The sequence below is a fragment of the Alteromonas sp. 38 genome (genome assembly GCF_902506055.1).
Taxonomy (GTDB): Bacteria; Pseudomonadota; Gammaproteobacteria; order Enterobacterales; family Alteromonadaceae; genus Alteromonas; species Alteromonas lipotrueae.
Genome location: NZ_LR733300.1, coordinates 4,532,348 through 4,557,977, shown reverse-complemented (window position 1 = coordinate 4,557,977; position 25,630 = coordinate 4,532,348). Strand labels below are relative to the sequence as shown.

Annotated in this window: 25 protein-coding genes; 10 read left to right on the top strand and 15 right to left on the bottom strand. The window is 45.5% G+C overall.

What is annotated here, in order from left to right; genetic code table 11:
* The first annotated feature begins 79 nt into the window (after positions 1 to 79).
* From FLAVO9R_RS19665 to FLAVO9R_RS19650, 4 genes are all read left to right on the top strand, one after another.
* Positions 80 to 2,017, top strand: coding sequence for an ATP-binding cassette domain-containing protein (locus tag FLAVO9R_RS19665; RefSeq protein ID WP_159534094.1), 1,938 nt, complete (start codon positions 80 to 82; stop codon positions 2,015 to 2,017).
* A complete protein-coding gene (locus tag FLAVO9R_RS19660; protein WP_159534092.1) occupies positions 2,004 to 2,519 on the top strand; it encodes a TIGR02444 family protein in 516 nt (171 codons plus the stop codon). The genes FLAVO9R_RS19665 and FLAVO9R_RS19660 overlap by 14 nt, the downstream gene beginning before the upstream one ends.
* Before the next feature lie 18 nt (positions 2,520 to 2,537).
* On the top strand, positions 2,538 to 3,566 hold the full coding sequence (locus FLAVO9R_RS19655) for a hydrolase (RefSeq protein ID WP_159534090.1): 1,029 nt from the start codon (positions 2,538 to 2,540) through the stop codon (positions 3,564 to 3,566).
* 82 nt (positions 3,567 to 3,648) lie between these two features.
* Positions 3,649 to 3,891: a YheU family protein gene (locus tag FLAVO9R_RS19650; RefSeq protein WP_013786688.1), complete on the top strand. Its 243-nt coding sequence runs from the start codon at positions 3,649 to 3,651 to the stop codon at positions 3,889 to 3,891.
* A 109-nt stretch (positions 3,892 to 4,000) separates the two neighbouring features.
* Here the strand turns inward: FLAVO9R_RS19650 and FLAVO9R_RS19645 are convergent, their stop codons facing one another.
* Positions 4,001 to 4,561, bottom strand: coding sequence for an outer membrane beta-barrel protein (locus tag FLAVO9R_RS19645; protein ID WP_159534088.1), 561 nt, complete (start codon positions 4,559 to 4,561; stop codon positions 4,001 to 4,003).
* 610 nt (positions 4,562 to 5,171) lie between these two features.
* Between FLAVO9R_RS19645 and FLAVO9R_RS19640 the strand changes: the two genes are divergently transcribed.
* The gene (locus tag FLAVO9R_RS19640; protein WP_159534086.1) at positions 5,172 to 6,851 is read left to right on the top strand and encodes a glucan biosynthesis protein; all 1,680 of its coding nucleotides are present in this window, start codon (positions 5,172 to 5,174) and stop codon (positions 6,849 to 6,851) included.
* Positions 6,832 to 8,784, top strand: a complete 1,953-nt coding sequence (gene mdoH / locus FLAVO9R_RS19635) for a glucans biosynthesis glucosyltransferase MdoH (RefSeq protein ID WP_159534084.1) — start codon at positions 6,832 to 6,834, stop codon at positions 8,782 to 8,784. Before FLAVO9R_RS19640 ends, mdoH begins: the two co-directional genes overlap by 20 nt.
* A 188-nt stretch (positions 8,785 to 8,972) precedes the next feature.
* Here mdoH and FLAVO9R_RS19630 read toward each other — a convergent pair whose 3' ends face one another.
* From FLAVO9R_RS19630 to nudE, 3 genes are all read right to left on the bottom strand, one after another.
* Positions 8,973 to 9,557, bottom strand: coding sequence for a YceI family protein (locus FLAVO9R_RS19630; RefSeq protein ID WP_159534082.1), 585 nt, complete (start codon positions 9,555 to 9,557; stop codon positions 8,973 to 8,975).
* Positions 9,558 to 9,633: 76 nt separating this feature from the next.
* Complete coding sequence (cysQ, locus tag FLAVO9R_RS19625) at positions 9,634 to 10,482, bottom strand: 3'(2'),5'-bisphosphate nucleotidase CysQ (protein ID WP_159534080.1); 849 nt, start codon at positions 10,480 to 10,482, stop codon at positions 9,634 to 9,636.
* 3 nt (positions 10,483 to 10,485) lie between these two features.
* The gene (gene nudE / locus FLAVO9R_RS19620) at positions 10,486 to 11,049 is read right to left on the bottom strand and encodes an ADP compounds hydrolase NudE (protein ID WP_159534078.1); all 564 of its coding nucleotides are present in this window, start codon (positions 11,047 to 11,049) and stop codon (positions 10,486 to 10,488) included.
* A 66-nt stretch (positions 11,050 to 11,115) separates the two neighbouring features.
* Between nudE and yrfG the strand changes: the two genes are divergently transcribed.
* The 4 genes from yrfG (at position 11,116) to FLAVO9R_RS19600 (ending at position 15,192) form a co-directional block, all read left to right on the top strand.
* A complete protein-coding gene (gene yrfG, locus FLAVO9R_RS19615) occupies positions 11,116 to 11,823 on the top strand; it encodes a GMP/IMP nucleotidase (protein WP_159534076.1) in 708 nt (235 codons plus the stop codon).
* Positions 11,813 to 12,355 carry an inosine/xanthosine triphosphatase gene (yjjX, locus tag FLAVO9R_RS19610; RefSeq protein ID WP_013786679.1) on the top strand — a complete coding sequence of 181 codons (543 nt, stop codon included), beginning with the start codon at positions 11,813 to 11,815 and terminating at the stop codon, positions 12,353 to 12,355. The genes yrfG and yjjX overlap by 11 nt, the downstream gene beginning before the upstream one ends.
* Before the next feature lie 257 nt (positions 12,356 to 12,612).
* Complete coding sequence (locus FLAVO9R_RS19605; protein WP_159534074.1) at positions 12,613 to 14,001, top strand: NAD-dependent succinate-semialdehyde dehydrogenase; 1,389 nt, start codon at positions 12,613 to 12,615, stop codon at positions 13,999 to 14,001.
* 69 nt (positions 14,002 to 14,070) lie between these two features.
* On the top strand, positions 14,071 to 15,192 hold the full coding sequence (locus tag FLAVO9R_RS19600; RefSeq protein WP_159534072.1) for an MBL fold metallo-hydrolase: 1,122 nt from the start codon (positions 14,071 to 14,073) through the stop codon (positions 15,190 to 15,192).
* A gap of 17 nt (positions 15,193 to 15,209) precedes the next feature.
* Here the strand turns inward: FLAVO9R_RS19600 and FLAVO9R_RS19595 are convergent, their stop codons facing one another.
* From FLAVO9R_RS19595 to gspD, 11 genes are read right to left on the bottom strand one after another with little or no spacing between them, the layout of a single operon-like run.
* Positions 15,210 to 15,968: a type II secretion system protein N gene (locus tag FLAVO9R_RS19595; protein WP_013786676.1), complete on the bottom strand. Its 759-nt coding sequence runs from the start codon at positions 15,966 to 15,968 to the stop codon at positions 15,210 to 15,212.
* Positions 15,965 to 16,444, bottom strand: a complete 480-nt coding sequence (gspM, locus tag FLAVO9R_RS19590) for a type II secretion system protein GspM (RefSeq protein WP_159534070.1) — start codon at positions 16,442 to 16,444, stop codon at positions 15,965 to 15,967. The genes FLAVO9R_RS19595 and gspM overlap by 4 nt, the downstream gene beginning before the upstream one ends.
* Entirely contained in the window at positions 16,441 to 17,640 is a 1,200-nt protein-coding gene (gene gspL / locus FLAVO9R_RS19585; protein ID WP_013786674.1) for a type II secretion system protein GspL, read from the bottom strand. Before gspL ends, gspM begins: the two co-directional genes overlap by 4 nt.
* The gene (gene gspK / locus FLAVO9R_RS19580; RefSeq protein ID WP_232370708.1) at positions 17,640 to 18,683 is read right to left on the bottom strand and encodes a type II secretion system minor pseudopilin GspK; all 1,044 of its coding nucleotides are present in this window, start codon (positions 18,681 to 18,683) and stop codon (positions 17,640 to 17,642) included. The genes gspL and gspK overlap by 1 nt, the downstream gene beginning before the upstream one ends.
* Complete coding sequence (gene gspJ / locus FLAVO9R_RS19575) at positions 18,683 to 19,303, bottom strand: type II secretion system minor pseudopilin GspJ (RefSeq protein WP_013786672.1); 621 nt, start codon at positions 19,301 to 19,303, stop codon at positions 18,683 to 18,685. Before gspJ ends, gspK begins: the two co-directional genes overlap by 1 nt.
* Positions 19,303 to 19,707: a type II secretion system minor pseudopilin GspI gene (gene gspI, locus FLAVO9R_RS19570; RefSeq protein ID WP_269748498.1), complete on the bottom strand. Its 405-nt coding sequence runs from the start codon at positions 19,705 to 19,707 to the stop codon at positions 19,303 to 19,305. The genes gspJ and gspI overlap by 1 nt, the downstream gene beginning before the upstream one ends.
* Positions 19,704 to 20,333, bottom strand: coding sequence for a type II secretion system minor pseudopilin GspH (gene gspH / locus FLAVO9R_RS19565; protein ID WP_013786670.1), 630 nt, complete (start codon positions 20,331 to 20,333; stop codon positions 19,704 to 19,706). Before gspH ends, gspI begins: the two co-directional genes overlap by 4 nt.
* Before the next feature lie 8 nt (positions 20,334 to 20,341).
* On the bottom strand, positions 20,342 to 20,779 hold the full coding sequence (gspG, locus tag FLAVO9R_RS19560; protein ID WP_013786669.1) for a type II secretion system major pseudopilin GspG: 438 nt from the start codon (positions 20,777 to 20,779) through the stop codon (positions 20,342 to 20,344).
* Positions 20,779 to 22,005 (bottom strand): type II secretion system inner membrane protein GspF, encoded by a 1,227-nt coding sequence (gspF, locus tag FLAVO9R_RS19555; RefSeq protein ID WP_126872108.1) that lies wholly within the window; start codon positions 22,003 to 22,005, stop codon positions 20,779 to 20,781. Before gspF ends, gspG begins: the two co-directional genes overlap by 1 nt.
* 1 nt (position 22,006) lies before the next feature.
* The gene (gspE, locus tag FLAVO9R_RS19550; protein WP_013786667.1) at positions 22,007 to 23,572 is read right to left on the bottom strand and encodes a type II secretion system ATPase GspE; all 1,566 of its coding nucleotides are present in this window, start codon (positions 23,570 to 23,572) and stop codon (positions 22,007 to 22,009) included.
* 1 nt (position 23,573) lies between these two features.
* Positions 23,574 to 25,616: a type II secretion system secretin GspD gene (gene gspD, locus FLAVO9R_RS19545; RefSeq protein WP_159534068.1), complete on the bottom strand. Its 2,043-nt coding sequence runs from the start codon at positions 25,614 to 25,616 to the stop codon at positions 23,574 to 23,576.
* Positions 25,617 to 25,630: the final 14 nt, after the last annotated feature.

The following is a 25,630-nucleotide window of genomic DNA, read 5'->3' as shown; positions in this document are numbered from 1 at the left end:
CGAAAAGCCATTTCCTGATCAGATTTTGATAGGAATTTGCTATTATACGCGACCTAAATTGTTCCCGCGAAGGTTATGAATGATAAAGCTTACCAACGTATCGCTAATGCGTGGCAGAAAAGTGCTGCTAGAAAATGCATCAGCGCAGGTATTTCCAGGCCATAAAGTCGCCCTTATAGGGAGCAATGGCTGTGGCAAATCGACCTTGTTTTCCTTACTGCGTAACGAAATGTCTGTAGATGCAGGCGACTGTGTGGTGCCTGCTGATTGGCGTATAGTGAGTGTTGCACAAGAAACTCCTGCCACCGACAGACGTGCAATAGAGTACGTTATTGATGGTGATAAAAATCTTCGCCGTTTACAAGCACAGCTTCAGCAAGCAGAACAAGATGAAGACGGCGTATTGATTGGTAAAATTCATGGCCAACTAGAGCAAGCCGGCGCGTACGATGTAGAAGCAAGAGCCGCGACTATTCTATCAGGGCTGGGCTTTACCAACGTTCAGCTTACCGCACCGGTTACCGATTTCTCTGGTGGTTGGCGTATGCGCCTAAATTTGGCGCAAGCACTACTATGCCCCTCTGACTTATTGTTGCTTGATGAGCCCACGAACCACTTAGATCTAGATGCCGTCATTTGGTTAGAAAAGTGGTTGCAGCGCTACGAAGGTACGCTGTTATTGATTTCTCACGATAAGGCGTTTATCGATAATACCGTAGCGCAAATTATCAGTGTTGAGCAGCAACAGCTGATTACCTATACCGGTAACTATTCTGCCTTTGAAAGGCAGCGTGCCGAGCGACTTCGTTTGCAAAATATAGAGTTTGAAAAGCAGCAGCAAAAAGTGGCGCATTTAACCTCTTTTATTACCCGCTTTAAAGCTAAAGCGAGTAAAGCTAAGCAAGCACAAAGCCGTATTAAGCAACTTGAAAAAATGGAAACTCTGTTACCTGCTCATGCGGCTAGCCCATTTAGTTTTGAGTTCGTACCGCCTGCTGCACTGCCTAATCCCCTTGTGCAAATGGAACACGTACAGTTAGGTTATGATGACCATATTGTATTACAGCAAGTGAAGCTTAACTTGGTGCCAGGAAGCCGTATTGGTTTACTGGGGCGAAACGGACAAGGTAAATCTACTCTTATCAAGTTGTTAGCTGGTGTACATGCCCCGAAGCAAGGTATTTTCGATACCGCCAAAGGCCTTAAAATTGGTTACTTTGCTCAGCATCAATTAGAAACCCTCGATCCTAACGCCACGCCTATTTTGCACTTACAGCGCCTAGACGAAAAAGCTACCGAACAACAATTGCGAGATTATTTAGGTGGCTTTGGCTTTAACGGCGATGAAGCGCTTTCAGCTGTTGCGCCTATGTCTGGTGGCGAAAAAGCCCGGTTAGTGCTCGCACTTATTGTGTACCAAAAACCAAACTTGTTATTACTCGATGAGCCCACCAACCACCTTGATTTAGAAATGCGTCATGCGTTGAATATTGCGCTGCAAGGCTTTGAAGGTGCCATGGTGTTGGTATCGCACGATAGATTTTTACTCTCATCGGTATGCGAAGACTTTTACCTAGTAGATAGCGGCGAAGTGGCGGCGTTCACTGGCGACTTAGACGACTACCGCGACTGGATTTTAAAGCAACAAGCCGCCGAAAAAGCAAAAGCGAACAGCGATGCGAAAGCGTTAAATGAAGACGCAAGCGCTGTTAGCGAGCGTAAAATCGATCGTAAAGAAGAAAAGCGCCGAGAAGCAGAGTTTAGAAAGCAAGTTGCTCCACTGAAAAAAGCCTTAGAGAAGCACGAAAAGGCCATGGACAAATGTTCAGGCGAGCTGAAAACCCTTGAAGCATCATTATCAGACACAAGTTTATATAACGATGATAAAAAAGCCGAACTTATGCAATTGTTAGATAAACAGGCAAAGCTCACTCAGCAGCTTGAAGAAGAAGAGATGCAGTGGCTTGATGCTCAGGAGCAAATGGAGGCGCAGCGCGCAAGTTATGAAGCACAATAATGCTATTGTAAATGCAGAGGATTTTTGGCAGTACGCAGGCAGTCGCTATGGTACAGGCGATGTAGCGCCACTTGCCATTTTGTTGCAAGACCGCCATGGTGTGAACGTAAACATACTTTTGCTGATATGTTGGTGTATTGAGCACGGCTTCATTATTAATTTGCCTCAGTTAAACGCGGTTATCAGCGCCGTTGAAGCATCAGAACACGTCCTTAAGCAACATCGGCTTGAGCGAAAGCAAGCGAAGCAAGATGCAAACTACCAGAAAGCTTTAGCGAGATACAATCAGCTAAAAGATGACGAGTTAGCATTAGAAAAAACGCAACAAGCTATTATTGTAGAAACGGTAAACAGCCTTGGCTTAGCGTCTTTACCTTCAGGCGCCTCTGGTCAGTCGGGTGTGTTCAATGCTTCTATCGCTGCACTTATTAATGCGTATGGGCTAAGAGAAAAACAAGAAGCCCGCAAGTTAATCAGCCAGTTACTAAAGCATTTGTCGTAGAAAAAATAAGAAAACAGCATGAGCAAAATCGCGTTATCGCATGGAAAGATTATAAAAAGCAGCTTTCGGGTACCAAGTTGGGCAAAGAACCGTCATGTTCAAACTATATGGCCACGCTTCATTCAAAAACGCTTACCGCTAAAATACAGCATGGAACGCCTAACATTGCCAGATGACGATTTTGTCGACGTTGCATGGGGGCCAAAGCCCGCAGAGCCTTCGGGGATTATTGTGATGTTCCATGGCCTTGAAGGCAGCATTCGCTCACATTACGCCAACGATATGATGGCCAATTTATCCGTGAATGGCTGGCAAGTGGTGATGATGCACTATCGTGGCTGTAGCGGTGTTCCGAACCTAAAGCCAAGAGGCTACCATTCTGGCGAGACTGGCGATCCGAGCTTTTTTCTTGATTGGCTAAACCAAAAATTCCCCCAACTTCCTAAAGTTGCTGTAGGCTTTTCGCTTGGTGGCAACATGCTGTTAAAGCTACTTGGCGAGAACCCCGCGCAAAAATGGTTGAACGCGGCTATTGCTATATCGTCACCATTGAAGTTGTCGGAGTGTGCCAAATCAATTAACCACGGTTTCTCGCGGGTGTATCAGAAATACCTTTTATCGAGCATAAAAACCACGCTACAAAAGAAGATGTCGTTTATCGATTATCGTAAACTTATTCAGTTAACAGGCGATGATGTTGATGGCATTACCAGCTTTGCGCAATTTGACGAGAAAGTCACTGCACCCTTGCATGGTTTCGAAGACGCGAACGACTATTACGAGAAATGCAGTGCGTACCACTTCTTGAGCGCTATTCATTGCCCTACGCTTGTATTGCACAGTATTGACGACCCCTTTATGAACCATTTAGTGGTGCCTAAAGAAGAAGAGTTAGCACGCAATGTTACCCTTGAACTCAGTGAGCGTGGTGGCCATGTTGGCTTTATGCAAGGTTCGGTGTTTAGCCCTAAAGTGTGGCTGCATGAAAGGGTAAAAAGGTACGTTAGCGATGTACTGCCCATTAACCCCACCACGCCCTACGTGTAAGTTTCCTATCTTGTTTGCACGTTAGCTGGCTTTATCTCATGCTTAATCGTTAGCGTGAGCTCACTTTTTTCTGGAGGCAGAGATGATAATTCCAATCGACGCGGTTGATACCGAAACCCTACACAGTTTAGTGGAAGCATTTGTGCTGCGAGAAGGCACAGAATACGGCGCTGAAGACGTCACTATGGAAACCAAAGTGACACAAGTATTAGATGCGCTTAAAAGTGGTGAGGCCGTGCTAGTGTATTCAGAGCTTCACGAGAGCGTGGATATCAGACCAAAAGGCGATGTGACATCCCAAAGTGAGTCTGCTGAAGAAGAGTAGGTATACGTGCAGCTTAAAACAGAGCTTATACGTAAATTGAAGAATAAAAAAAGCCGGGCGAGTGACCCGGCTACCTTTCATCAGGAGAGCATCCCAAAACGAGAAAGGTTTAGAAACTGTAGCGTGCAGTTACCTGCATGATGTCTAAGTCATCCATAAGCTTGTAGTTGGCACCCACGGCCCATTGAGGGGTGATATAATAGTTCGCGCCTACTTTGAACGTGGCATCGCCATCTTCAACGTCGTAGTAGCCTACTTCACCTAGAAGCTCAACTTGCTCAGTCACCATAGAACGAACACCAGCATTCACACTGTAGCCCGTCTCATCATCGAAATCGCCATCGATGCGCTCAAAGTTGGCGCCGAAATATGCATCGGTAGTGGCGTTAAGTGGCATTCTGTAACCAGCACCTAGGGTTAGCATATCGAAATCGAAGCTGCCTTCTTCAAAGTTGCTGTATTCACCGTTTAAGTAAATGTTGCTGTTTAATAGATATTTGCTGCTTAGTACGAAACCATCGGGTTCGAACGATTCGTTATCGTCAAAATCCATCTTGCTATAGCCACCTTCTACATAACGCCAGTCTGGAGACTCAGCTAACGTTGCAAAAGAAGCAACAGAGGCTGCGGTAGTGGTAAGTGCTGTCAGTAAAGTGATTGCTTTACGCATTGAAAAAACTCCTATTTATCGCAGAAAGAAAAAATACCTGCGTTTCAAATTTTGCGAACCTGTGCATCGTAATATGCAAACAAATATCGCGAATTCCATTGTTAAATCTGAAGTTTGTTTTGCAAAGGGTTTGCCAATTACGTTATGGGTTGATGGTTTAACAGACGATTTTTCTATAACTAACAGAAAGATAGTGGTTTTTAGCTGCGAGTGCATTCTCTTACCGAAACAGGTTTATCAAACAGCGTTGATTATCTGAACAACAAAATCCGCTAAATGTGTATCTAAAAAACAACACTATATCCTTTCGTCTAATGGCTGGTACGTTTTTACACAGTGGAAGATGGCCCTCCAATTCAAAAATAACTTTTGTAAATGTTTGAAAATAAGGCGATTGATGGTTTTTCAACCCCTTTTCAATAAGTTGGATCATTCTTTGCAATTGCTCTTATGAGTTCAAGCGCGGTTAATTCGCTACCCAGTTCTTCTTCCTTTTATGGGGCAGCGAGGTTCCTATCAAAATAAGCACCTTTGGGCATTCATCTATGGAGTTAGCAGGTGACTTTTTTGAACGCGTTCTGGCATAGCCCTAATTCATGGAGATAACGACATGCAGCAAGAGTATAAACAAGACCGCTTTGATGGCGTGACGAGTGTCAGTAAAGTAACCAAGCGAGGCCTCATGTCACTTTACTCTCGCGTTGCGGTTGTGATGGCCTGTGTGTTGTCATTATTAGTCGCACCAGTGATTAATGCTGAAGAGGTGAGTAATAGCAACGAACCTCGTGATGCATCCCCTATTCTTCAATCTGTTATCGATGCCGCAAAAGCGTCTGCTGAGCAAGGTTATGAGCAAAACGATCATGGTCTCGATGAAGGGTTAAAATCAATTGATTATCAAACTTATCGCGCTATTCGCTTTAATCCTGAGAAAAGCTTATGGGACGGCAAAAACGACTACGAAGTACAGTTTTTTCACCCCGGCTTTCTCTATCAATTGCCTGTGACAGTTCACACGATTGATGAATTCAATAGCGCTCAGCGCATTCCCTTCACTAGCGACATGTTTCGCTATGACGACAAAGCAGCGCCGTTAGCAGGGCTGACTAACGATAAAACGGGGTTTGCAGGCTTTCGCGTTCATTACCCATTGAAAAATGAAGTATACAAAGATGAGTTTGCCGTATTTTTAGGGGCGTCTTATTTTCGTTTAGTGGGTAAGAATCAAGTGTATGGTATTTCTGCTCGCGGGCTTGCCATTGATACTGCCCTCACGAAAGGGGAAGAATTTCCTCACTTTACTGAATTTTGGCTTATTGAGCCTAAAGAAGGCCAGCCTATTACGATTTACGCACGACTGGAAAGTCCGTCAGTGGCTGGAGCGTACAAGTTTGTTATTGAGCCCGGCATTGATACAAAGGTTGATGTGCAAAGCTGGTTGTTTGCCCGCGAAGATGTAGAAAAACTAGGTGTCGCCCCTTTTACCAGTATGTTTCTTTATGGCGAAAACAGTGAAAAGCGTCCAGATGACTACCGTCCTGAAGTACATGACAGCGATGGCGTGTTAATGGTGACGCATGCCGATGAAGAGATTTGGCGTCCGCTGACTAACCCGGCAAGGCTACAAATTACCTCGTTGAGTGACAGTGCACCGAAAGGCTTTGGCATGTTGCAGCGCGATGGTGAGTGGGGAAGCTACTTGGATGCTGAAGCAAACTATCATATTCGCCCAGGTCTTTGGGTAACCCCTACTGAGGGGTTCGAGAAAGGCCGGTTAGAGGTGGTAGAAATACCGACTAACTCAGAAACGCACGACAATATTGTAGCCTACTGGGTGCCTGAAGCACCGTTACGTAGTGGTGAATCTCGCTATTTTGCGTACACCTTAAAAACGGTAGAGCGAAACGCATTTGTTAGCGAGTTGGCCACTGTTATTCGCACACGCCAAGGCAAACCGTCGTTACCTGGTGAGAAAGTAAAAGATGAAGCGAAGCAGACTCAGCGCCGCTTTATTGTTGACTTCGCTTCACCTGATATGGATTCGACCGAAATGTCAGCTAATGAAAACACGGCTACAAGCGTTAACCCAGACGCTACCAAGCTTATTGTGCAAGGTAGCAATGGTGCAATTTCTCAGCAGCGCCTTTACCCCGCTAATGAAGGGAAAGAGTGGCGTGCTACTTTTCTTCTTAAGCCTAAAGACAAAAGCACGGTAGATATGCGTGCTTATATCGAGCTAGATGGCAAACGTATCAGTGAGGTTTGGAATTATGTCTATCAACCCAAGTAATGCTTCCATTTCCCCAACATCCTCAACAAAGCGTTATCGATTCATCACGACAGGAGAGCACATGCGCTTATTTATAATGGCAATGTTAGTGCTTCCGAGTACGGCTTTGGCCGGTTGGAGCCTTTATGAAATTTTTCTTCCAAATGGGTTAACAAAGCTTGAAATAGCTCAGCTTGGTTTAGGTCTAATATTGTTCGCTTGGCTCTGTATGGCATTTTGGACCGGTATTATCGGGTTTGTACTCCAACTCTTTAATATTGACCCTTTAAGCTTGCGTAAAAAGCAAAGTAAGCCTGATGAAGCCACTCAATTAACCGGGCGTCATGCGGTGGTAATGCCAGTATATAATGAAGATACACGCCGAATTATGGTGGGCTTTGAAGCGTGTGTCCGCGAATTAATGAATACGCCACACGCTGATCATTTCGACTTCTACATGTTAAGTGACACCCGCGATCAAACCAAGGCGGATGCCGAGCTTCGCGCATGGCAGCGTATGACGAAACGTTTAGGCAGCTTCGCCTCACAAGTGTTTTATCGTCGCCGGGAAAAGAACCTTCATCGCAAAGTGGGTAACTTAAAAGAATTTTGTGAACGCTGGGGTGCGAACTACGAATCTATGATTGTGCTAGATGCCGACAGCATAATGACGGGCGAGCGCATGTTAGATTTAGCCCGCCGTCTCGAACAAAACCCAGATACCGCATTAGTACAAACTATCCCTATGCCGGTACGTCAAAATACCTTCTTCGGCCGATTTGTACAATTTGCGGCGCACCTTTACAGCCCTATGCTGGCAACTGGTTTGTCGTTTTGGCAAACAGACAGCGCCAACTATTGGGGCCACAACGCGATTATTCGCATTGCGCCCTTTATGCAGCACTGCGGTTTACCTAAATTAGAAGGCAGCGCACCGTTTGGTGGTGAAATTCTAAGTCATGACTTTGTTGAAGCCGCGCTGCTTCGCCGTGCAGGCTGGCAGGCCTATTTACTGACAGATACCACGGGCAGCTATGAAGAAGTCCCTAGCAACGTTGTTGATTACGCTATTCGTGACCGTCGTTGGGTGCAAGGTAACATCCAGCATTTAGGTTTGCTGAACGTGAAAGGCCTGAAAGCGGCTAACCGTCTTCACTTTTTATTTGGCGCGTTTGCGTATATTTCATCGCTGGTCTTATTTTGCATGCTAGCGTTAGGTACAGCCGATGCCCTTATTCGCGCCACATCAGTGCCTGACTTCTTTGTATCTGAATACCAGTTATTCCCAAGCTGGCAGGTAGCCCGTCAAGATATGATGATGGTTACCATGTGGGGAACTGCTGCGCTACTCTTCTTGCCAAAAATGCTGGGTATCGTGCTTGCGCTAATTAAGCGCAGGGAAGAGTTTGGTGGCGCCATGTCGTTACTGAAAAGCGCAGTGGCAGAAATTACCATGGCGATTCTTATTGCGCCGCTCATGATGTTTTATCATAGTTTCTTCGTAATAAGTGTGTTTGTTGGGCACTCGGTTAAATGGGAAGCACAAGAGCGTGAAGGTAAAAAAGTGCCATGGAGCGTTGCCTTTAAACATACGCAGCTTATGAGTTGCTTGGCGGTAATATGGGGCGTAACGACCTTCCACTTCACACCCTCTTTATTTATGTGGTTGCTACCGGTTTTAATTGGAATGGTGCTCGCCGCGCCGGTTATTCGTATTACTAGCAGTGATAATTTAGGTATAAAAATGCGTAAATGGGGCGTGTTTGTTATTGACCAAGAAGTGAATGAATGTACCGCCCTTAAGCGTTTGCGGGTGGCTATGAATTACTTCGCGTTGTCTCAGTACAAGGCAGAAGAGCCAGCACTGCCTGAAAGCTTGTGGGTAACCATGCCTGAACAGGTATTAAGTGAAAAGCCGCTGCCTATGCGCCCAGCATTGGTCAATAACGCGTAGAGCCTTGTTTGTGTTAGCGCATACCTAGTAGTAACAGCTAAAGATGAGGTGTTCTTACCTCGCCGCTAGCTCCCCAGCACTACGCGGCTATATAGCGCTAACACGCTGAAAATAAACTACTAGACACAAAAAAGCCGGGTCGCTTTACTTCACAGGTAAAGCCCCGGCTTTTTTTATAGAGCGTATATTTACTGCGTGAAAGTTACGGAGAAAGAAACCGGAACCGTGGTCGTAATACTTTTAAGCCCTGCAATTTTTTGAAGTGCTTCAACACCTGCCGCTAACCCGAAAGACGCTGCTTTAATTAGCGTAGGCGCTATTGTTGAAACCGTTAAAGTATCTGTGTCTACTTTACTCGCCATCACTGAGAAGCTTGTAGGTACTGCCATACCATGCAGCGTTAAAATACCGTCGACTCTACCGCTAACCACTTCGCCATCGGCTAAATTTAGCATTGACTCAGGTAGGGTTGCGTCAAAGGTGGCTTCAGCAAATTCAGTTACATTGAATAGCATGTCTTGCATACGTGTATTACGGATATCAATTGACGTATTTACCGACGCCAAATTAACCGTAACACGCAGTTTTCCGGCATTCGATAAACTGCCTTCAAAACTATCGAATTTATGCACTTCGGTAATCTGTGAATTCTTAGTAGAAAGGAAATGCAAAGCACTGGTGTCGCCATCTATCTTCCAGTCAGCAAGTGCAGGAAACGCAAGACCGAATGCGAGCAAGGCAGTTGTTACCTTACGAATACGTGTCGTCACCATAATATTACTCCTTTAAATAATAATAATGTCCACTCGAGATTACTCGAAGATGGCATAGACCAAATAACCTAACGCACTAATTACGATGAGGGTTTACAAAGTCATTATACTGGACAACATCTTTCCATGGCACTCTTTGATCGCCCATTACCACAAAATCTGGGTTCTCTAGCGAATGGCGCTGGTTGTAAGTAAGTGGTTCGAAGTTCGCGGCAGCAATACTGCCCCCGGCTTCAGATACAATGCACTGTGATGCACCTGTATCCCACTCACCCGTTACGCCAATTCGCATAAATACATCGGCTTTACCTTCTGCAATAAAGCAGGCTTTCAGTGAGCAGCTTCCCAATGGTAGGGTTTGATAAACCCGCTTTGCACACATACGACCTAATACTTTCTCGCGGCTTTGCCTACGACTAATCGCAATCATAACCACGCTGTTTTTAGGATCATCAAGCTTACGGACGGCAATCTTCTCTTCCCCGTCGGGTGACGATTTAAATGCCCCTTTACCCTTTTCTGCAAAATAGAGCGATTGGCCAGGGGGCCAGAAAATAACACCAATCTTAGGCTGATTATTTTCTATAAGCGCAATGTTCACCGCAAAGTCACCACTTCTGGCGATAAACTCTTGGGTGCCGTCGATAGGATCGATAAGCCAATAACGCGGCCAATCTTTTCGCTCTTCCAAGCTGGCATGCTTATTTTCTTCAGACAGAATAGGAATGTTGGGGGTGGCGTCGCTTAAGCGTTTAACAATAATATCGTTGGCAAGGTAGTCGGCGCTAGTAACCGGAGAATCGTCTTCTTTTTGGTAAGCGTCAAAATCGCCTTTATCATACACTTTAAGCACAGCTTCGCCGGCTTCAACGGCAACGGTTTTTGCGAGCTCTAATAGTTCGCTGTGGGGGTGTTCATCGGGCATAATCTATTGGTCCTTCAACCATTTTTGAGCAAGCAACAGCGCAGCGATACAGCGAGCTTCAATAAAATCTTCACGAGCCAGTAACGCGTCTGCCTCAGCAAGGGGCCAGTGAATCACTTCCAATGGCTCTGGTTCATCACCCTCTAGTCGTTCAGGGTATAAATCTCTTGCTATTACAATGGTCATGTTGGCATTAAAAAAGGTAGGTGCCATGCTAACTTTGTGTAATTCAATCAGGTCGTTCGCACCAAAACCTGCTTCTTCTTTTAATTCTCTATCGGCGGCTTCAAGGGCGGATTCGCCAGGGTCGATAAGGCCTTTTGGAAAGCCAAGTTGATAGGTGTGAGTACCTGCGGCATATTCGCGAATCAATACCATGGTATCTTTATCAATCATGGGAACAATCATGACGGCGCCACGATTGCCTCCTGCCATCCGTTCAAACTCCCGCGTTGCGCCATTAGAAAACTCTAAGTCTAGGCGCTCTACGCGAAAAAGCTTACTTTGGGCAACAATTTCCCGATTGTGAATTTGCGGTAATGGCTTGTTCGGGTCAATTTTTCGCATGTCTCTTGCTACAACTTTGTTATCATACCTACTGTAACTAGCTTACTTCATTATAAGGAAAATCGCTTGCCCTTTCTGCCCTGGAATGAAATTGATACGGTGTTGTTGGATATGGACGGCACCCTACTGGATTTGCACTACGACAACCGGTTTTGGCTAGACCATTTGCCAATACGTTTGGCTGAAATCAAAGGCATTCCAGAACAAGAATGTCGAGACATGATGGCCTCGCATTATGAAAAGGTGCACGGCCAAATTCAGTGGTATTGTCTCGATTATTGGGCAGAAACACTGGATATCGATATTATGCCAATTAAGCGTGAACTGGCGCATCTTATCGAAATTCGCCCCGATACCGTTCCCTTCTTGAAGGCGTTGCATCAATCTGGTCGCGAGGTGGTGTTAGTCACTAACGCCCACCCTGGTAGTTTATCGTTAAAAATAGAGCGTACACAGTTAGACGCGCATATCGATAAATTGATTTCCACGCACGAGTTTGGTGTCACGAAGGAGTCGCAGTTGCTGTGGCAGAAGCTGCGTGCACGCTTAAACTTTAATCCAGCGCGAACCTTGTTTGTAGACGACACCATACGAATTTTAGATGCGGCAAAAGAGTTTGGCATACAGCACCTTCTTGCGGTTGATAATCCAGATCACACGTTGCCTCATCGTAATATTACCGAATTTCCTGCTGTTACCGACTATCGTTTAATGTTAGATGATATTTTGGCAAACCCTGTCTCTAGCAACGAAGGAGGTAAACATGCTGAGTAAATTATTTGTAGGGTCTAAAAACCCGGTTAAGGTAAATGCAGCGCACATCACGTTATCCATTACCTTAGAGCAAGATTTCGATGTTTACGAAGTTGGCGTGCCTAGTGGGGTATCTGAGCAGCCAATGAGCGAAGAAGAAACGCGGCTAGGCGCGGTAAACCGCGTAAAAGCACTTATTGATATGCACAAAGACGAGACAAACGATTCGTGGTATGTGGCTATTGAAGGTGGCGTTGATGTATTCGAAGATGGTCCTGCTACCTTTGCTTACGTGGCGATTTATAACGGCGGGCGCATGTCGATAGGCCGAAGTGCCAACTTGCCGTTACCCGTTAGCGTGTATCAAGCATTACAGCGGGGCGAAGAACTAGGCCCTGTTATGGATAAGTTATTCAATACTACTAATGTGAAGCAAAAAGGGGGCGCGATTGGCTTGCTTACTCTTAACCACGCTTCTAGACAAAGTGTTTATGAAGTCGCGCTTACGCTAGCCATGGCAAAGTTTCATTTTCCCGATTTGTATACCGATTGATATACAAAATACACGCTGCTAACTGCCATTGAAAATGGCAAGGTAAATAGCTGTGTTTTACTTAAAAGCACTCTGTAAGCTCTACCGAAATGGTCACGGACTTCCGTAATTATTTCTTATCGAGCTTTTTTAAAATATCGCACTCATTGTTTAGACTTTAGTCTATGTTGTTGATATGTAGTTGAAAGTCTGAGGCTGGCTGTTTTGGCGTTGTAGTTGCACTGCTTCCCATCACAAACGGATTAAGGAGTGTGACAATGAGCGAGACAATCAACACATATAACCCTGCAACGGGTGAGAAGTTAGATCATTATCATTTGATGTCAGCGGATGATGCAGAGCAAGCGGTAACCCGCTCGCAAGAAGCCTACTTAAACTGGCGCAGAACTTCTTTCGATGCCCGTGCCCAATTATTTAATAACCTTGCTGATTTAATGGAAGAGCGCATTGACGACTTAACCAGCCTGATGACCCGAGAAATGGGTAAGGTAACCGAGCAAGGTAAGCAAGAAGTGCAGTTATGTGCAAATATCTGTCGTTATACGGCAGAACATGGTGCCGAAATTCTAGAAGATGAACACCGCATTTTTGAAGGCGGTCGTGCCATCATCAGTTACCAACCTATTGGCGTGATCCTAGGTATTCAGCCTTGGAACTTCCCGCTTTATCAGGTTATCCGCTACAGTGTATCAAACATTATGGCGGGTAATACCACCGTACTTAAGCATGCTAAAAACGTATTTGGTATGGCCGTAGCTATCCAACAAATGTATGAAGATGCAGGCTTCCCTAAAAACGTCTATCAGTCGCTATTGATTGATGGCGGTACGGCGAGTGACTTAATTAAGCATAAGCATGTTCGCGGTGTGACCTTTACAGGCAGTGACGAAGTGGGTAAGCAAGTTGCTAAAGAAGCAGCAAGTTTATCGAAAAAGACGGTGATGGAGCTCGGTAGTAACGATGCGTTTATCGTACTAGCAGATGCTGATATCGACCAAGCGGTTGAAACCTGTATTAAAGGCCGTGTTATCAACAACGGTGAAACCTGTGTAGCAGCCAAGCGCTTTGTTATCGTCGATAGTATTTATGATGAGTTCAGAGATAAATTTGTTGCTCAGTGTAAGAAGCTTAACGTGGGCGACCCAGCGGACGAAAATACCGACCTAGGCCCTATGGCTCGTGAAGATTTGCGTGATGAATTACATGACCAAGTTAAAGCGTCACTTGAAGCGGGTGCAACGCTATCGTTAGGCGGCGAAGTACCAGATAGTAGTGGTTATTTCTATCCTATTACTGTGCTAGAAAACGTCACCCCTGGCATGCCGGCGTACGACGATGAATTGTTTGGTCCCGTGGCTTCACTAATTCGTGTTCGCGACGATAAGGAAGCCATGACAGTAGCAAATGATTCACGTTACGGCCTTGGTGGTGGTATCTTTAGTACTGATACAGACAATGCTATCGCCCTTGCTAAAAACGAGTTCGATACGGGTATGGTGAATATCAACGGTTACTCGTTAGCTCAGCCTAACTTGCCATTCGGCGGTGTTAAAGACAGTGGTTACGGTCGTGAGCATGGTGGTTACGGTATGCGAGAATTCGTAAATATCAAAACCATCATGATTGCAGAGCAACAAAACAGCTAAGCGTACCAATGCGGTTAGCCCACGGTGTTGGGCTAATCTGCAACAAGGCGCTGAATAGGAGTAAGTAGTATGTTAGTCACATCCATGAAATCTAGTTCAGCCCGTATTGCGAAGCCGCACGGTTCAAACGTAGGTTCAAATTTAGGCGCACACTTAGGTGTTAAATTAGGACTGGGCACAAAACTAAGTCTTGGGCTGGGGTTATTTACCTCAGCCTTTTTTGTTTGTGCTGAGCCTACCCCTTTCCCTATCGCAGCGGCTGGAGATTCCATTGAACAGTCGCCTGCTCAGCATGCATCAACGGATAAAAGCGCCACCACCGTATGCCAAGGGGTGTCATTACAAGTGCTTGGATCTGGTGGCCCAGAACTCGACGATGGTCGAGCTTCTGCATCCTACCTTCTTTGGAAAGACGAAAAGGCCAAAGTGCTGGTAGATGCAGGGAGTGGCAGTAGCGTTCAATTTGGCGCGTCGGGTGCTGATTTTACCGATGTAGACATCATCTTATTATCTCATTTGCATACTGATCATGCCGCCGACCTACCTAGTTTTATCAAGGGAAGCTATTTCACACGTCGAGATACAGATTTAACCGTGTATGGCCCTGCCGGTAACGACCTTATGCCAAGTACTCAAGCGTATCTTGATGCGCTGATAGGTAAAGAAGGGGCATTTAAATACCTGTCTTCTTATACCCAAGAAGGTGAAGATGATTATAAGGTGTCTGCACACACGGTTGCAGATACCACTTTTTCCACATCCATTAGTGATGATATCAGCATAGAGGCTATATCGGTGCACCATGGCCCAATCCCGGCGTTGGCGTGGAAAGTTACTATTGATAAATGTGTTGCTGTATTTTCAGGCGACACCAACAATGCGGATGGAACATTAGCCAACTTTGCTAAGCATGCTGATGTGCTTGTGTTGCATAATGCTATTGAAGATATTGAAAAGGGGGCGGGTAGCGCTGCAACCAATTTGCATATGACGCCTGAGCAAATTATTGAAATTGCAAAAGAGTCAAAAGCAAAACGTATTGTGCTTTCTCATATAATGAAGCGCAGCGAAGCAGGGCTAGATGGGCTTACTGAGGCTATTGCGGTTATTGCCCCCGGACGGGTGTTTGCCGCGCAAGACCTAATGAATATTCCATTGGTTAGCGACCTTACTCGTGAAGAAGGCCGCTAACTTATATAGCATTGCGCCTATTGTAATTTAATGGCGATATAACCATTCGCGTCGGGTTGTCCGAAGAATTTAGACGCCTGATGTACCTCTTGAGGAAGGCTATCATCTGGCTTAAATTTCCCGTCTACTTTAACTTTTTTCATGTCTGGGCTAACTACAGCATCAATAGAAAGGCCAAGTAGGTTTGGCTCGCTGACCACAATACCAATGTCATCACCCACACAGCGAAGTTTGGCAGAATAAGTGCCAAAGTCGATAGGGCCTTGTGTACCTGCAACGGCGGCATTCAACCAATCACCGGTGCCTTGTAGCGCCACACACTGAGGGCCAAAAGTAAGTTCGTCGAGCTTCACTTTAAATCGCCCGCTGGCATTCACTGGCAGAGGCAAATTCACTTGCGCCAACACGCGGTCGACGGGTAGGTAAACCGAAAAGTTTGTGGTTTCTACTTTGTTTGTATTAAACAAACTGGTTTTAAATGGCCCTTCAAAAGCAATGTCGTTTACATCGCGAATGTTACCCGCTTTTACATGCGCACTTACCTTTCCAATCAGCAACGCAAGGGGGCTAAGCTCCCAATTAACGTTATTAATAGGGAGTCCGTTCACCACGATGGTTTGCGCCTTACCCGTCCATAATGTGCCACTGACACCACTAATCGATACATTTTTTGGCAAGTCTACTCTGCCAATCACCTGAATAGCAGGCATGTAAGCAATTGCAAAAATTAGAAAGGCAACAATGCCACCCACTAGCCAACCAAACTTAGACTTCATGCTTTTCCTAACTGTAAACGGCGAACTTTGATGTAACCTGGATCATCAGCTTCAGCAATATCGGCCTGAATGATGACAATGCCCATGCCTTCAAGGGTTTTTAACCATTCCAGCACATTATTAAAAGGGGCTTGGTCTATCCAAACTTGTAACTCATCATCTTGCGGTTGCATACGCGAAATAGCGATGCTGTGACTTGACGTAGTGCGGTTAACGGCTTGAGGTAATGAACCTCGAAAAGGCGTAGCGCGGTTGCTGCTTTTTCTTAGCTGTTGGGCGCGAACGGCACTGTCTTTTACCCATACCAGCAAGCTTTGTTGGTTATCTAGCAATTGTTTTTGCTGATGCAAAGCTGCATTAAGGGGCGACCATACCAAAAAATAAAATAAACCAATAACCACTACCACAGCAGAGATCATTACCAGTATTTGCTCGCGCTCGGTAAGCGCTTTAAATTTGCTGACTAGTGCGTTCACAACACACTCCTAATTGATACCGTGCCAATCACATTGTCATCACGGTTATTGATAGCCCCTTGCTCTACGGTAAATCCAGCACCTTCCGCCTGTCGGCGAAATTGCTCTAATGCCTCAAAGCTTTTACCTTGCGCTTGAATACGAATTTCGGTGCGGGTGGCATCAAATCGTAAAGTTTGTGGTTTTACTTGTGTGCTAGCAAAGGCTTCTGAAAGCTGATCTAGCATCACTAACATAGAGGCATCGCCGCCACTTTTTGATAATTTATCAAGCTCATATTGCAGCTTAAGCTTCACGTTACGATAAACGCCAATATTGGGAAACCCAGATTTTACCGCTTGATCTATTTCACTGGAGAGCGCCGCGTTATCAGATTTCAGCTGGTACAGGGTAACGGTTTTATCAACCAGGCTGGTACATAACACCAGTACCGCTAATACAGCCGCGACACGCCATTGTGCCCACGCATTGTTGCGAGTACGCTTTACTTTATACTCGCCCTGAAGCAAGTTGAAACTGCTCGACAACGCCTCTTTGGCTAGCACATGCATAGGTAGCTCAAGAGGGGCGTCATTTACCGTAATATTCGGCACACCACTTAAATCAATACCCGCATAGTTGGTAATGACAACCGGGGCTTCTTGTTGGCTGGTGAAATGGCCTAGGGTGGGTAACAACCACGCTTGCTCGCCCTGTATACCTTGAAAGGTATCTTGGCGTACCAACATTTGCTCGCCTAGAGTAAGTACAGACCAACCGTTTTCAGTTACCGGTACGGCGAGTACATCAGGAATTAGATGGTTACAGAACAAGCCTGCATCAGCTAACCATTGCTGCCACATTTGAAGTTTTGCATGACTTACCACGGCAACGGCTTGGCTATCGCCTACCTTAGGACCAATAGCAAAAAACTGTTCGCTAATATCAGTGGCTAATTCATCTTCAAGCATGAAGGGCAAAGCAGAAAGTACCTTTCTGCCCGCTCTTGGCGGTAACGCTACCCATTTAAGTAATATTTCGCTGCTAGGTGCCAATGCGATTACCGCACGCTGCCCAGCACGTTCCGCTAAGGTAGAAAGGGCGTCGGCATTGGGAAGTTCACCAGAAGCGATAATTTCTTCTTCGGCTGTAGACCATACTAGCCAGCTAATTGGGTCGGCCTCGGTGGCACCTAACCTAATCAGGAGTTGTTCCATTATTTTACGCCTCCAAACTCGCGCTTTATTATTTTTACGCCCGCGTCACTACTTGCGTTAAATACGGTAGAAAGTTGAAACGTTGCTTTATTGTAACGGGTCTTAGTGTGCAAAATAAAATACTCAGTGGTTACCGTAAACCATTCTTTTCGGCTATCAGATAAACTTAATGCTTCAACACTCGGCTCGGCCAGAAATTCGCTTACGTCTTCCCAGCCATCTTGTGGGCGGTTACCCAGCAAGCTAGTGGCTTGTTGTAAATCTAACCCCGTTAAGCCGGCTAATAGCGCAGCATGTTCTTCATCAATGGTATTCACATTAATGGCTAAGGCGTCGTTGTCGGGAATTACGCAAACCAGAGGGAGAATTTCATTCAACCAAACCGCAGAGACACCGTTAATAATACGCAATTCGCTTGTCGATGCCAGTAATCCGTTTGCTGCTAAGTAAGGAAACTCTCTCGACTCATATTCGCTATCTTCTGCGCCATAGGGGCGCATGTTGTCATCTTCATCTACCCAGTCGGCCAAACTGTCCCGCACGGTATCAGCGGTAAAGCTGTTTAGATCGTCTATTTCAAGCGCCAAAAGCATAGTGTGAAAGGCATCCATCGCTTCGGTAGCGCCATCACCACTATTCACGTTTGCGCTAGCGCTGCCTTGTAGAATAGCGTTTAAGTTAAAGCATGCTTGAAGGTCGGTAAGGTTCGCTTGTAAACCGCCATTGTCTAATGGGTACATAAATTCCTGTGCCCAAGGCTGGTCTAGCGAAATTTTATCACCGGTCTCTTCCATCAAGGTTTGAAGTGACTTTCTTGCAAAGGCCTCGGCTCCCAAGGCATACCAGTACGCTTGATTACTGTCTTTAATATTCATGGTGCGCTGAACTTGCAACTGCAAGCGGGTACCCATTTCAGTGGCCAATACAGACACCAGCGCCACAATCATTAGCACAATCATAAGCGCCACGCCTTGTTGGCGAGAAGGCATCGAACGGGGTGTTTTTGTAGGAGCTTTGATAGCCGTTTTAATAAGAATGCCCATTACGCCGAACCTCCTGTTAAGGCAAACTCACGACGTACTAAACCAAAATCTTTACTCACAAACTCAATCGCCACCGCAGTGGGTAACGCTTCACCTTGGTAACTTTCACTCCAACTTAGATCGTCGCTGTCATCAGTACTACTTTCAGCGCTAATGAATTCAACGGTAAAACTTTCTATATTTTCAAGCAGGGTACGAGTCTTAGGTTCATAGCCAATAACATTATCGACGTAGTTGCTATAAAGGCGTTCTAGTCGGTCTTCATCAAGGCGATATGCCACGTATTGTAGGGTGCTTCGGGGCAACATGAGTTGAGGGTTGTGCCAACCGCCCCGCACAAAGCCAATACCATCACCGTCACTATCATCTACCTCGCCGCCAGCCATTACTACGGTTTGGGTTTCCCCTTCAGCGCGAACTGGCCGTGGCACCGCTTGTTGAATATCACGCTCTATGATGACCATGGCACGTTGTAGTTGCTGTAATTTCTCAAAGCGCTCGCTAGATAAGTCGTTGCTATCAATTACCGTGGTTAGCAGGCCTGTAGATGCCAAACCAATGAGCGTAAAAATAGCCATGGCAATCAGAATTTCAATGAGAGTAAATCCGCGCTGCTTCATTAAGTGCCTGCGCTGGTGGGCTTGGCCACAAAGGTAGTTACTGACGTGACACTGCTAGAATAATCTGAGTCTAAGCCTACGCTGATACTTACCGAGCGAAGTTCATCGTCATTGGTTTTGGTTACTTTTTGCTGCCAATACCAAGTACGGTCAGCCATTTCCATGCTGCCTTTTAAATTGTTCTTAGGTGGCCAAGTATCATCAAGCTGTAACTGATTTAGCCGGTTACTGGCAACATAGCTGGCAAAGGTTACCGCTTCAATTTGCCCTACGTTATTTAAGTGATCCCCTGCGGCCTTTAAAATAGCCGTACCGGTTAAGGCAAAAATAAGCAGTGCCACCATGACTTCAAGCAGTGTCATGCCTTTTTGATTGTTGGGCGAATGCGAAAAAGGGCTTTTCACTGATCTGGGCTCTCAAAGGGGCCAGCCAATTCTAGTGGCGGAAACTCTTCATTGTTTAGCGCAAAATAAACGGGTTCGTCGTTAAAGTCGCCTTCATAGGCAAAACTAAGGCTGAAGGGGGTAATATCGCCGCTAGACATGATTAATATTTGCGGCGGTGGCAGTTTCTTTTCTTCTTCGCTGCCTATTTCAACACCATCTTCAGACACGCTTAAGGTTTCGTCGAATATGCCTCTATCAAAAAGTTGGTCTTCTTTGGTCCAAGGCAAGTCGTCTAAATTTAGCGTAAATGAGAAGTCTTCAGGTAATGTGTGAGGTTCATAATATTTCTCGCCCTCAATACGTTGCCACTCATCATTTTCATCTAAAAAAACGAAGTAGTATTCGTTGTCTTTTTGCTCTATACGAATGCCAAGTTGCTGCTGGTTTAGCACAGCATAATCGCTTGCCATATCGACCAGTACTTGTAGTCGTTGGGCTTGGCTTTTTAGCAAGTCTGCTTTACTGGCGCCAAAGGCATTGAACATCACGTACCCAGCCGCTAACCCCATAAGCAACAGTACCAGCATCACTTCTAATAGCGTGAAGCCAGTGTGCTTGTTGTGAGGATGAAAGCGGCCAAGCATAAAATAACTTAGTTTAAGTATTCGTTAATGTTCCAGTTACCAATATCGTCATCGGTACCTGGTTCACCGTCTGGGCCATTTGAAAAAATGTCTACTACGCCTAATTCTCCTGGGCTAATTAGCGCATAAGGATTGCCCCAAGGGTCTTCTGGCAAACGCTTGATGAAACCGCCTTCTGGGTAGTTTCTTGGAATGGGATCAAGGGTTGGAGCGGTTACTAACGCTTCTAGCCCTTGCTCAGTCGTTGGGAACTTATTGTTTCGAAGCTTATACATTTCAAGCGCGCTTTCCATTTGCTGAATATCAACGGCGGCTTTTTTAAGTTGTGCCACTTCTTGGTTACCCAAAATTTGCGGCGCTACCATCGATGCCATAATGCCAATGATAAGTAGCACCACCATTACTTCAATCAAACTAAATCCAGAACTACGTTTTAAGGTTTTCATCAGATATTCACCATATTGTTTAAGGCCAAAATAGGCTGCAAAATTGCCATTACGATAAACAGCACTATGCCAGCCATCGACACGATAAGTAGAGGTTCAAATACTTTTAGTGAGACACCAACAAGGGCTTCAAATTCCCTATCTTGGTTATCGGCGGCGCGACCAAGCATTTGCTGTAATTCGCCAGACTTTTCACCCGATGCAATCATGTGCATCATCATTGGCGGGAAAATTTTTGTATTGTCGAGCGCAGCGCGCAAGCTGCTCCCTTCTTTTACATTAATGGCAGCATCGGCTACCTGATTCTTTATATGCTGGTTTTCAAGTACATCGCCAGAAATGCGCATAGATTCAAGTAAAGGCACGGCGCTGGCACTTAATATACTTAAGGTACGTGCAAAGCGAGCGGTATTAAGCCCGCGGGACACTTTACCAATAAGCGGAAGTTTCAAAATAACTTTGTGAAACCTTAGCTTCATCTTTTTCTGCTGAAGCACACGCTGAACAATTACCGCCAGAATAGCCACTACTACCAGCAAGATAAGGCCGTAATTTTGTAGCCAAGTACTCACCGAAATAAGTACTTGGGTAATACCTGGAAGGTCTTGCCCCATATGGTCGAATTGACCGACGATTTTAGGCACAACCACCGTCAGCAATAACATCACAATGCCGAAAGCGAAAAACAGCATGAGCGATGGGTAAATAAGTGCTTGGGTAATTTGACTGCGAGTTTGCTGGCGTCGTTCGGTGTAGTCGGCAAGGCGATTAAGTACCGTATCTAAGTGACCGGATTTTTCACCTGCCGCCACCATGGCGCGGTATAAGTCGTCAAATACACTAGGAAATTCAGACAAGGCATCGGCTAAACCATGACCTTCAACCACTTTGCTTCGAACAGCCATCATCATGTTCTTTTGACGGGGCTTTTCACACTGCTCGGCAACCGCCAGTAAGGCTTCTTCTACCGGTAAGGCAGATTCTACCAAGGTGGCCATTTGACGGGTTAACAGGGCCAGATCTGAGGCTGAAATTCTCGGTTTAAAAAACGAGAAACCACCACTTTTACCGTCACTTTTTCCGCGTTCGGTAACTTGTTCTACTTCTAAAGGAATAAGGCCTTTTTCACGCAATTGCTGGCGCACTTGGCGAGCATTATCGCCTTCCAGTACACCATTTGCGTTACGGCCACGGTTATTTACCGCTTTATAAGCGAAGGCGGCCATACTAATCCTCCTTGGTTACACGCAGGACCTCTTCTAAAGAGGTAACACCTGCAAGTACCTTACGACACCCGTCATCCCGAATACTGGGGGTAGAGTGCCTGATATATTTTTCAATGGCCTGTTCACCCACGCCTTCATGCATCATTTCGCGCACTTTCTCATTCACCAGCAATAACTCGTGAATACCCGTACGACCTCTGTAACCGGTTTGGTTACAGGCAGCGCAGCCGTGAGGTTGGTAAATGGTAAAGTTGCTATCGGCATCAATATTAAGGGCTTCACACTCTTGAGGATCGGGCGTGTGAGGGGTTTTACACTCTTTACACAGTGTGCGCACTAAGCGCTGCGATAATACCGCCAGTAAGCTTGAAGAAAGCAAAAAGGGTTCAATACCCATATCTTCTAAACGGGTAATAGCGCCAGCGGCGGTATTGGTGTGAAGGGTCGATAATACTAAGTGGCCGGTTAAACTGGCTTGAACCGCAATTTGTGCCGTTTCAACGTCTCGAATTTCACCCACCATCACCACATCGGGATCTTGTCGTAATATGGCTCGAAGGCCGCGGGCGAAGGTCATATCTACACGGGGATTTACCTGTGTTTGACCAATGCCGGGTAAGTCAAATTCAATAGGATCTTCTACGGTTAAAATATTGCGGTCGCGAGAGTTAATTTCGCTAAGGCCTGCATACAAGGTGGTACTTTTACCAGAACCTGTTGGGCCGGTAACCAAAATAATACCGTGAGGTTTTCTAATCAATGAAGAAAAATGGTCGCGGTTTTGCTGGGTCATGCCTAAGTCTTTTAGGTTTAACCGTGCGTTGTTTTTATCTAATAAACGCAGCACCACACGCTCACCATGGCTAGACGGCATAGTAGACACACGTACATCTACTGCGCGGCCTGCAATGCGTAGGGTAATACGGCCATCTTGCGGTACCCGTTTTTCAGCAATATCAAGTTTTGCCATTACCTTAATACGAGAAACCAGCATGGAAGAGAGCTTACGATTGGGGCGTAAAATCTCTCGTAATACACCATCTACGCGAAACCGAACCACTAACTGGTTTTCAAAGGTTTCAATGTGAATATCCGACGCGCCTTCTTTAATCGCTTCACCTAACATGGCATTAATCAGCTTGATGATAGGGGCGTCGTCTTCGTTATCTAATAAATCTTCGGTATCAGGTAAATCTTCCGCAAGGGCAAACAAATCGCTCTCGTTACCTAAGTCTTCCATTAACTGCTTTGCTGCAGAACTATCACGCTGGAATGCACTGGTTAGAAAGCTTTCGAACTCATCAGCAGCAATAGTTTTAGGTACAAAAGGTTCGCCGTAAAAGCGGCGTACTTCGGCAAACACTTCAAAAGGGGTGTTTTCCGTAAAATACAGCACAGCAGGAGTGACATTGGTTTCAAGCAATACCTGATTACGCTTAGCAAAGCTGAACGAAAGCTGGCGAGGGCCAGCCACGGCTTCTGGTAAGCCTTCTTCATCAACCATTGCTTCGAGCGCTTCTTCCTGTGCCTCTACCGCAAGGGTGAGTTGCTCGTCTTGACCTGCCATATTACTCGTTACCTTCATCAAGGTTGTCTTTCTCAGTCAGGTATTCTTCAAATGAAGGCGGCAAAGAAAGTTCATCATCCCAATTAGGCATACTAGGGCTTTCAGCGTTTGGCATTAGTGAAATACCTTCTTGCTGACGCTTAAGCTGTAACGCTCGAATATAGTTGTACTTACGATGGCTAATAGAGTTCATGGTAGCGCCGTCACGTACAATAGTAGGCTTCAAAAATACCATTAGGTTACGTTTACGCTTACTGGTAGACGTCGACTTAAACAAGTTACCAAGAATAGGAATATCGCCTAATAAAGGCACTTTAGATACGCTTTCTTGCACGTCTTCGTCTATCAAGCCGCCTAATACTATCGTGCCGCCATCATCCACAATAACCGTAGTTTTAATTTCACGTTTATTAATAGAGATATCTACCGAGGTGGCACCACTCACGCTAGATACTTCTTGTTCAATTAATAACTGAACTGCATCGCCTTCATTTATTTGAGGCGTGACTTTAAGTTTAATGCCTACTTCTTGGCGATCGACCGTTTGGAAAGGGTTCGAGTTATTCGAGCCTGTAGAAGTACCAGTAATAATCGGTACTTCTTGCCCTACAATGAAATAAGCTTCTTCGTTGTCCATGGTCGTAAGGTGCGGCGTGGCCAATACGTTTGAGTTAGTATCGGTGCTAACCGCTTGCACAACTGCGCCCCAGCCATTATCAATAATACCGGCGATTAAGCCATTGGCACTGCCAAGTAAGCTGGCTAATGACGTATAGTCACCCTCATCTGTATTGGTTACCGTATAAGGAGAACCATCATCTGATACATAAGTTTCCGTTTCGGTAGTATCTTCTGCTTCTTTAACCGCTACAGCCAATGAACCTACAGGAATTACACCGTTGCTAAACTGTGTACCACCGCCACTTTCAGATACCCACTGAACACCCAAAGTAGTACCGTCGCTTTCAAATACTTCAACAATAATGGCTTCAACTTGAACCTGTGCGCGGCGAATATCGAGCTGACGTACCACTTCTTCCAGCGAGCGCATCATGTCAGGCTCAGCGGTAATGACTAACGCGTTTGAATCTTCATGAGCATCAATACTCACGTCACGATTTGACGAGCCACGGCTATTGGTGCTGCCACTTTTCTCTTCGGCTTGAATACTGGCAGAAACCCCTTGAAGCACTTTAACTAGGTCGTCGGCTTTGGCGTAGTTAAGAAACAGGACGCGAGTGTTACCGCTGGTTTCTAATTCCTGATCCATGCGCTCAATAAGGTTAATTAAACGTTGGCGGGCTTTAATATCACCGCTCACAATCACTGAGTTAGTGCGGTCGTCGGCAACTACGCGAGGGTCAGATTTTGCACCGGTATTCGTTTTACCTTGAGATTTATTAATGCTGTCGATAATACGCACCATTTCAGATGCTGAAGCGAAACGTAGCTTCACAATTTCAACTTCTTCGTCACCTGCACGGTCTACACGCTCAATAATTTCAACCAAGCGGTTTACTACGGCCGCACGGCCAGTAATCATCATTACATTTGAAGGGTCGTGGCTTACTACGTTACCACCGCCTGCTTGGTCGTTAAGCTGACGTAAAATAGGGGCTAATTCTCTTACCGGTACGTTATAAACAGGTACTACACGGGTGATCATTTCATCACCGTCTTTCGCTGAACCTTCTACTACGGGAATATTTGATGTTTTAGCATCTTTTGAGCGCACTACTTTTAAAATACCGCTAGGCATTTCAACTACAGCAAAGTCGTAAACCTGAAGCACGTTTAAAAAGAACTGATAATACTGATCTTCAGTCAGCATATCGTAGCTTCGAACACTAATTTTACCGCGAACATTTGGGTCGACAATAATGGTGCGCTCTAAGTTTTTACCCACAATATTAATGAACTCACTAATATCAGTGTCTTTAAAATTAGGCATATATTCAGCGGCTGTTACCGAGAAACAAAGAAGGGCCGTACACAGCGCTGTGCTTAGGCGAGATAACAATTTGTGGCTAGTGCGCCTTTTCATTCTGTCTTCCTTTA

What these genes read in the sequence shown, in the direction of transcription:
- FLAVO9R_RS19665 (WP_159534094.1), top strand. Translation starts at nt 80, where the DNA reads ATGATAAAGCTTACCAACGTATCGCTAATGCGTGGCAGAAAAGTGCTG.
- FLAVO9R_RS19660 (WP_159534092.1), top strand. Translation starts at nt 2,004, where the DNA reads ATGAAGCACAATAATGCTATTGTAAATGCAGAGGATTTTTGGCAGTAC.
- FLAVO9R_RS19655 (WP_159534090.1), top strand. Translation starts at nt 2,538, where the DNA reads ATGAGCAAAATCGCGTTATCGCATGGAAAGATTATAAAAAGCAGCTTT.
- FLAVO9R_RS19650 (WP_013786688.1), top strand. Translation starts at nt 3,649, where the DNA reads ATGATAATTCCAATCGACGCGGTTGATACCGAAACCCTACACAGTTTA.
- FLAVO9R_RS19645 (WP_159534088.1), bottom strand. Translation starts at nt 4,561, where the DNA reads ATGCGTAAAGCAATCACTTTACTGACAGCACTTACCACTACCGCAGCC.
- FLAVO9R_RS19640 (WP_159534086.1), top strand. Translation starts at nt 5,172, where the DNA reads ATGCAGCAAGAGTATAAACAAGACCGCTTTGATGGCGTGACGAGTGTC.
- mdoH (WP_159534084.1), top strand. Translation starts at nt 6,832, where the DNA reads ATGTCTATCAACCCAAGTAATGCTTCCATTTCCCCAACATCCTCAACA.
- FLAVO9R_RS19630 (WP_159534082.1), bottom strand. Translation starts at nt 9,557, where the DNA reads ATGGTGACGACACGTATTCGTAAGGTAACAACTGCCTTGCTCGCATTC.
- cysQ (WP_159534080.1), bottom strand. Translation starts at nt 10,482, where the DNA reads ATGCCCGATGAACACCCCCACAGCGAACTATTAGAGCTCGCAAAAACC.
- nudE (WP_159534078.1), bottom strand. Translation starts at nt 11,049, where the DNA reads ATGCGAAAAATTGACCCGAACAAGCCATTACCGCAAATTCACAATCGG.
- yjjX (WP_013786679.1), top strand. Translation starts at nt 11,813, where the DNA reads ATGCTGAGTAAATTATTTGTAGGGTCTAAAAACCCGGTTAAGGTAAAT.
- FLAVO9R_RS19605 (WP_159534074.1), top strand. Translation starts at nt 12,613, where the DNA reads ATGAGCGAGACAATCAACACATATAACCCTGCAACGGGTGAGAAGTTA.
- FLAVO9R_RS19600 (WP_159534072.1), top strand. Translation starts at nt 14,071, where the DNA reads ATGTTAGTCACATCCATGAAATCTAGTTCAGCCCGTATTGCGAAGCCG.
- FLAVO9R_RS19595 (WP_013786676.1), bottom strand. Translation starts at nt 15,968, where the DNA reads ATGAAGTCTAAGTTTGGTTGGCTAGTGGGTGGCATTGTTGCCTTTCTA.
- gspL (WP_013786674.1), bottom strand. Translation starts at nt 17,640, where the DNA reads ATGGAACAACTCCTGATTAGGTTAGGTGCCACCGAGGCCGACCCAATT.
- gspK (WP_232370708.1), bottom strand. Translation starts at nt 18,683, where the DNA reads ATGGGCATTCTTATTAAAACGGCTATCAAAGCTCCTACAAAAACACCC.
- gspJ (WP_013786672.1), bottom strand. Translation starts at nt 19,303, where the DNA reads ATGAAGCAGCGCGGATTTACTCTCATTGAAATTCTGATTGCCATGGCT.
- gspH (WP_013786670.1), bottom strand. Translation starts at nt 20,333, where the DNA reads ATGCTTGGCCGCTTTCATCCTCACAACAAGCACACTGGCTTCACGCTA.
- gspG (WP_013786669.1), bottom strand. Translation starts at nt 20,779, where the DNA reads ATGAAAACCTTAAAACGTAGTTCTGGATTTAGTTTGATTGAAGTAATG.
- gspF (WP_126872108.1), bottom strand. Translation starts at nt 22,005, where the DNA reads ATGGCCGCCTTCGCTTATAAAGCGGTAAATAACCGTGGCCGTAACGCA.
- gspE (WP_013786667.1), bottom strand. Translation starts at nt 23,572, where the DNA reads ATGGCAGGTCAAGACGAGCAACTCACCCTTGCGGTAGAGGCACAGGAA.
- gspD (WP_159534068.1), bottom strand. Translation starts at nt 25,616, where the DNA reads ATGAAAAGGCGCACTAGCCACAAATTGTTATCTCGCCTAAGCACAGCG.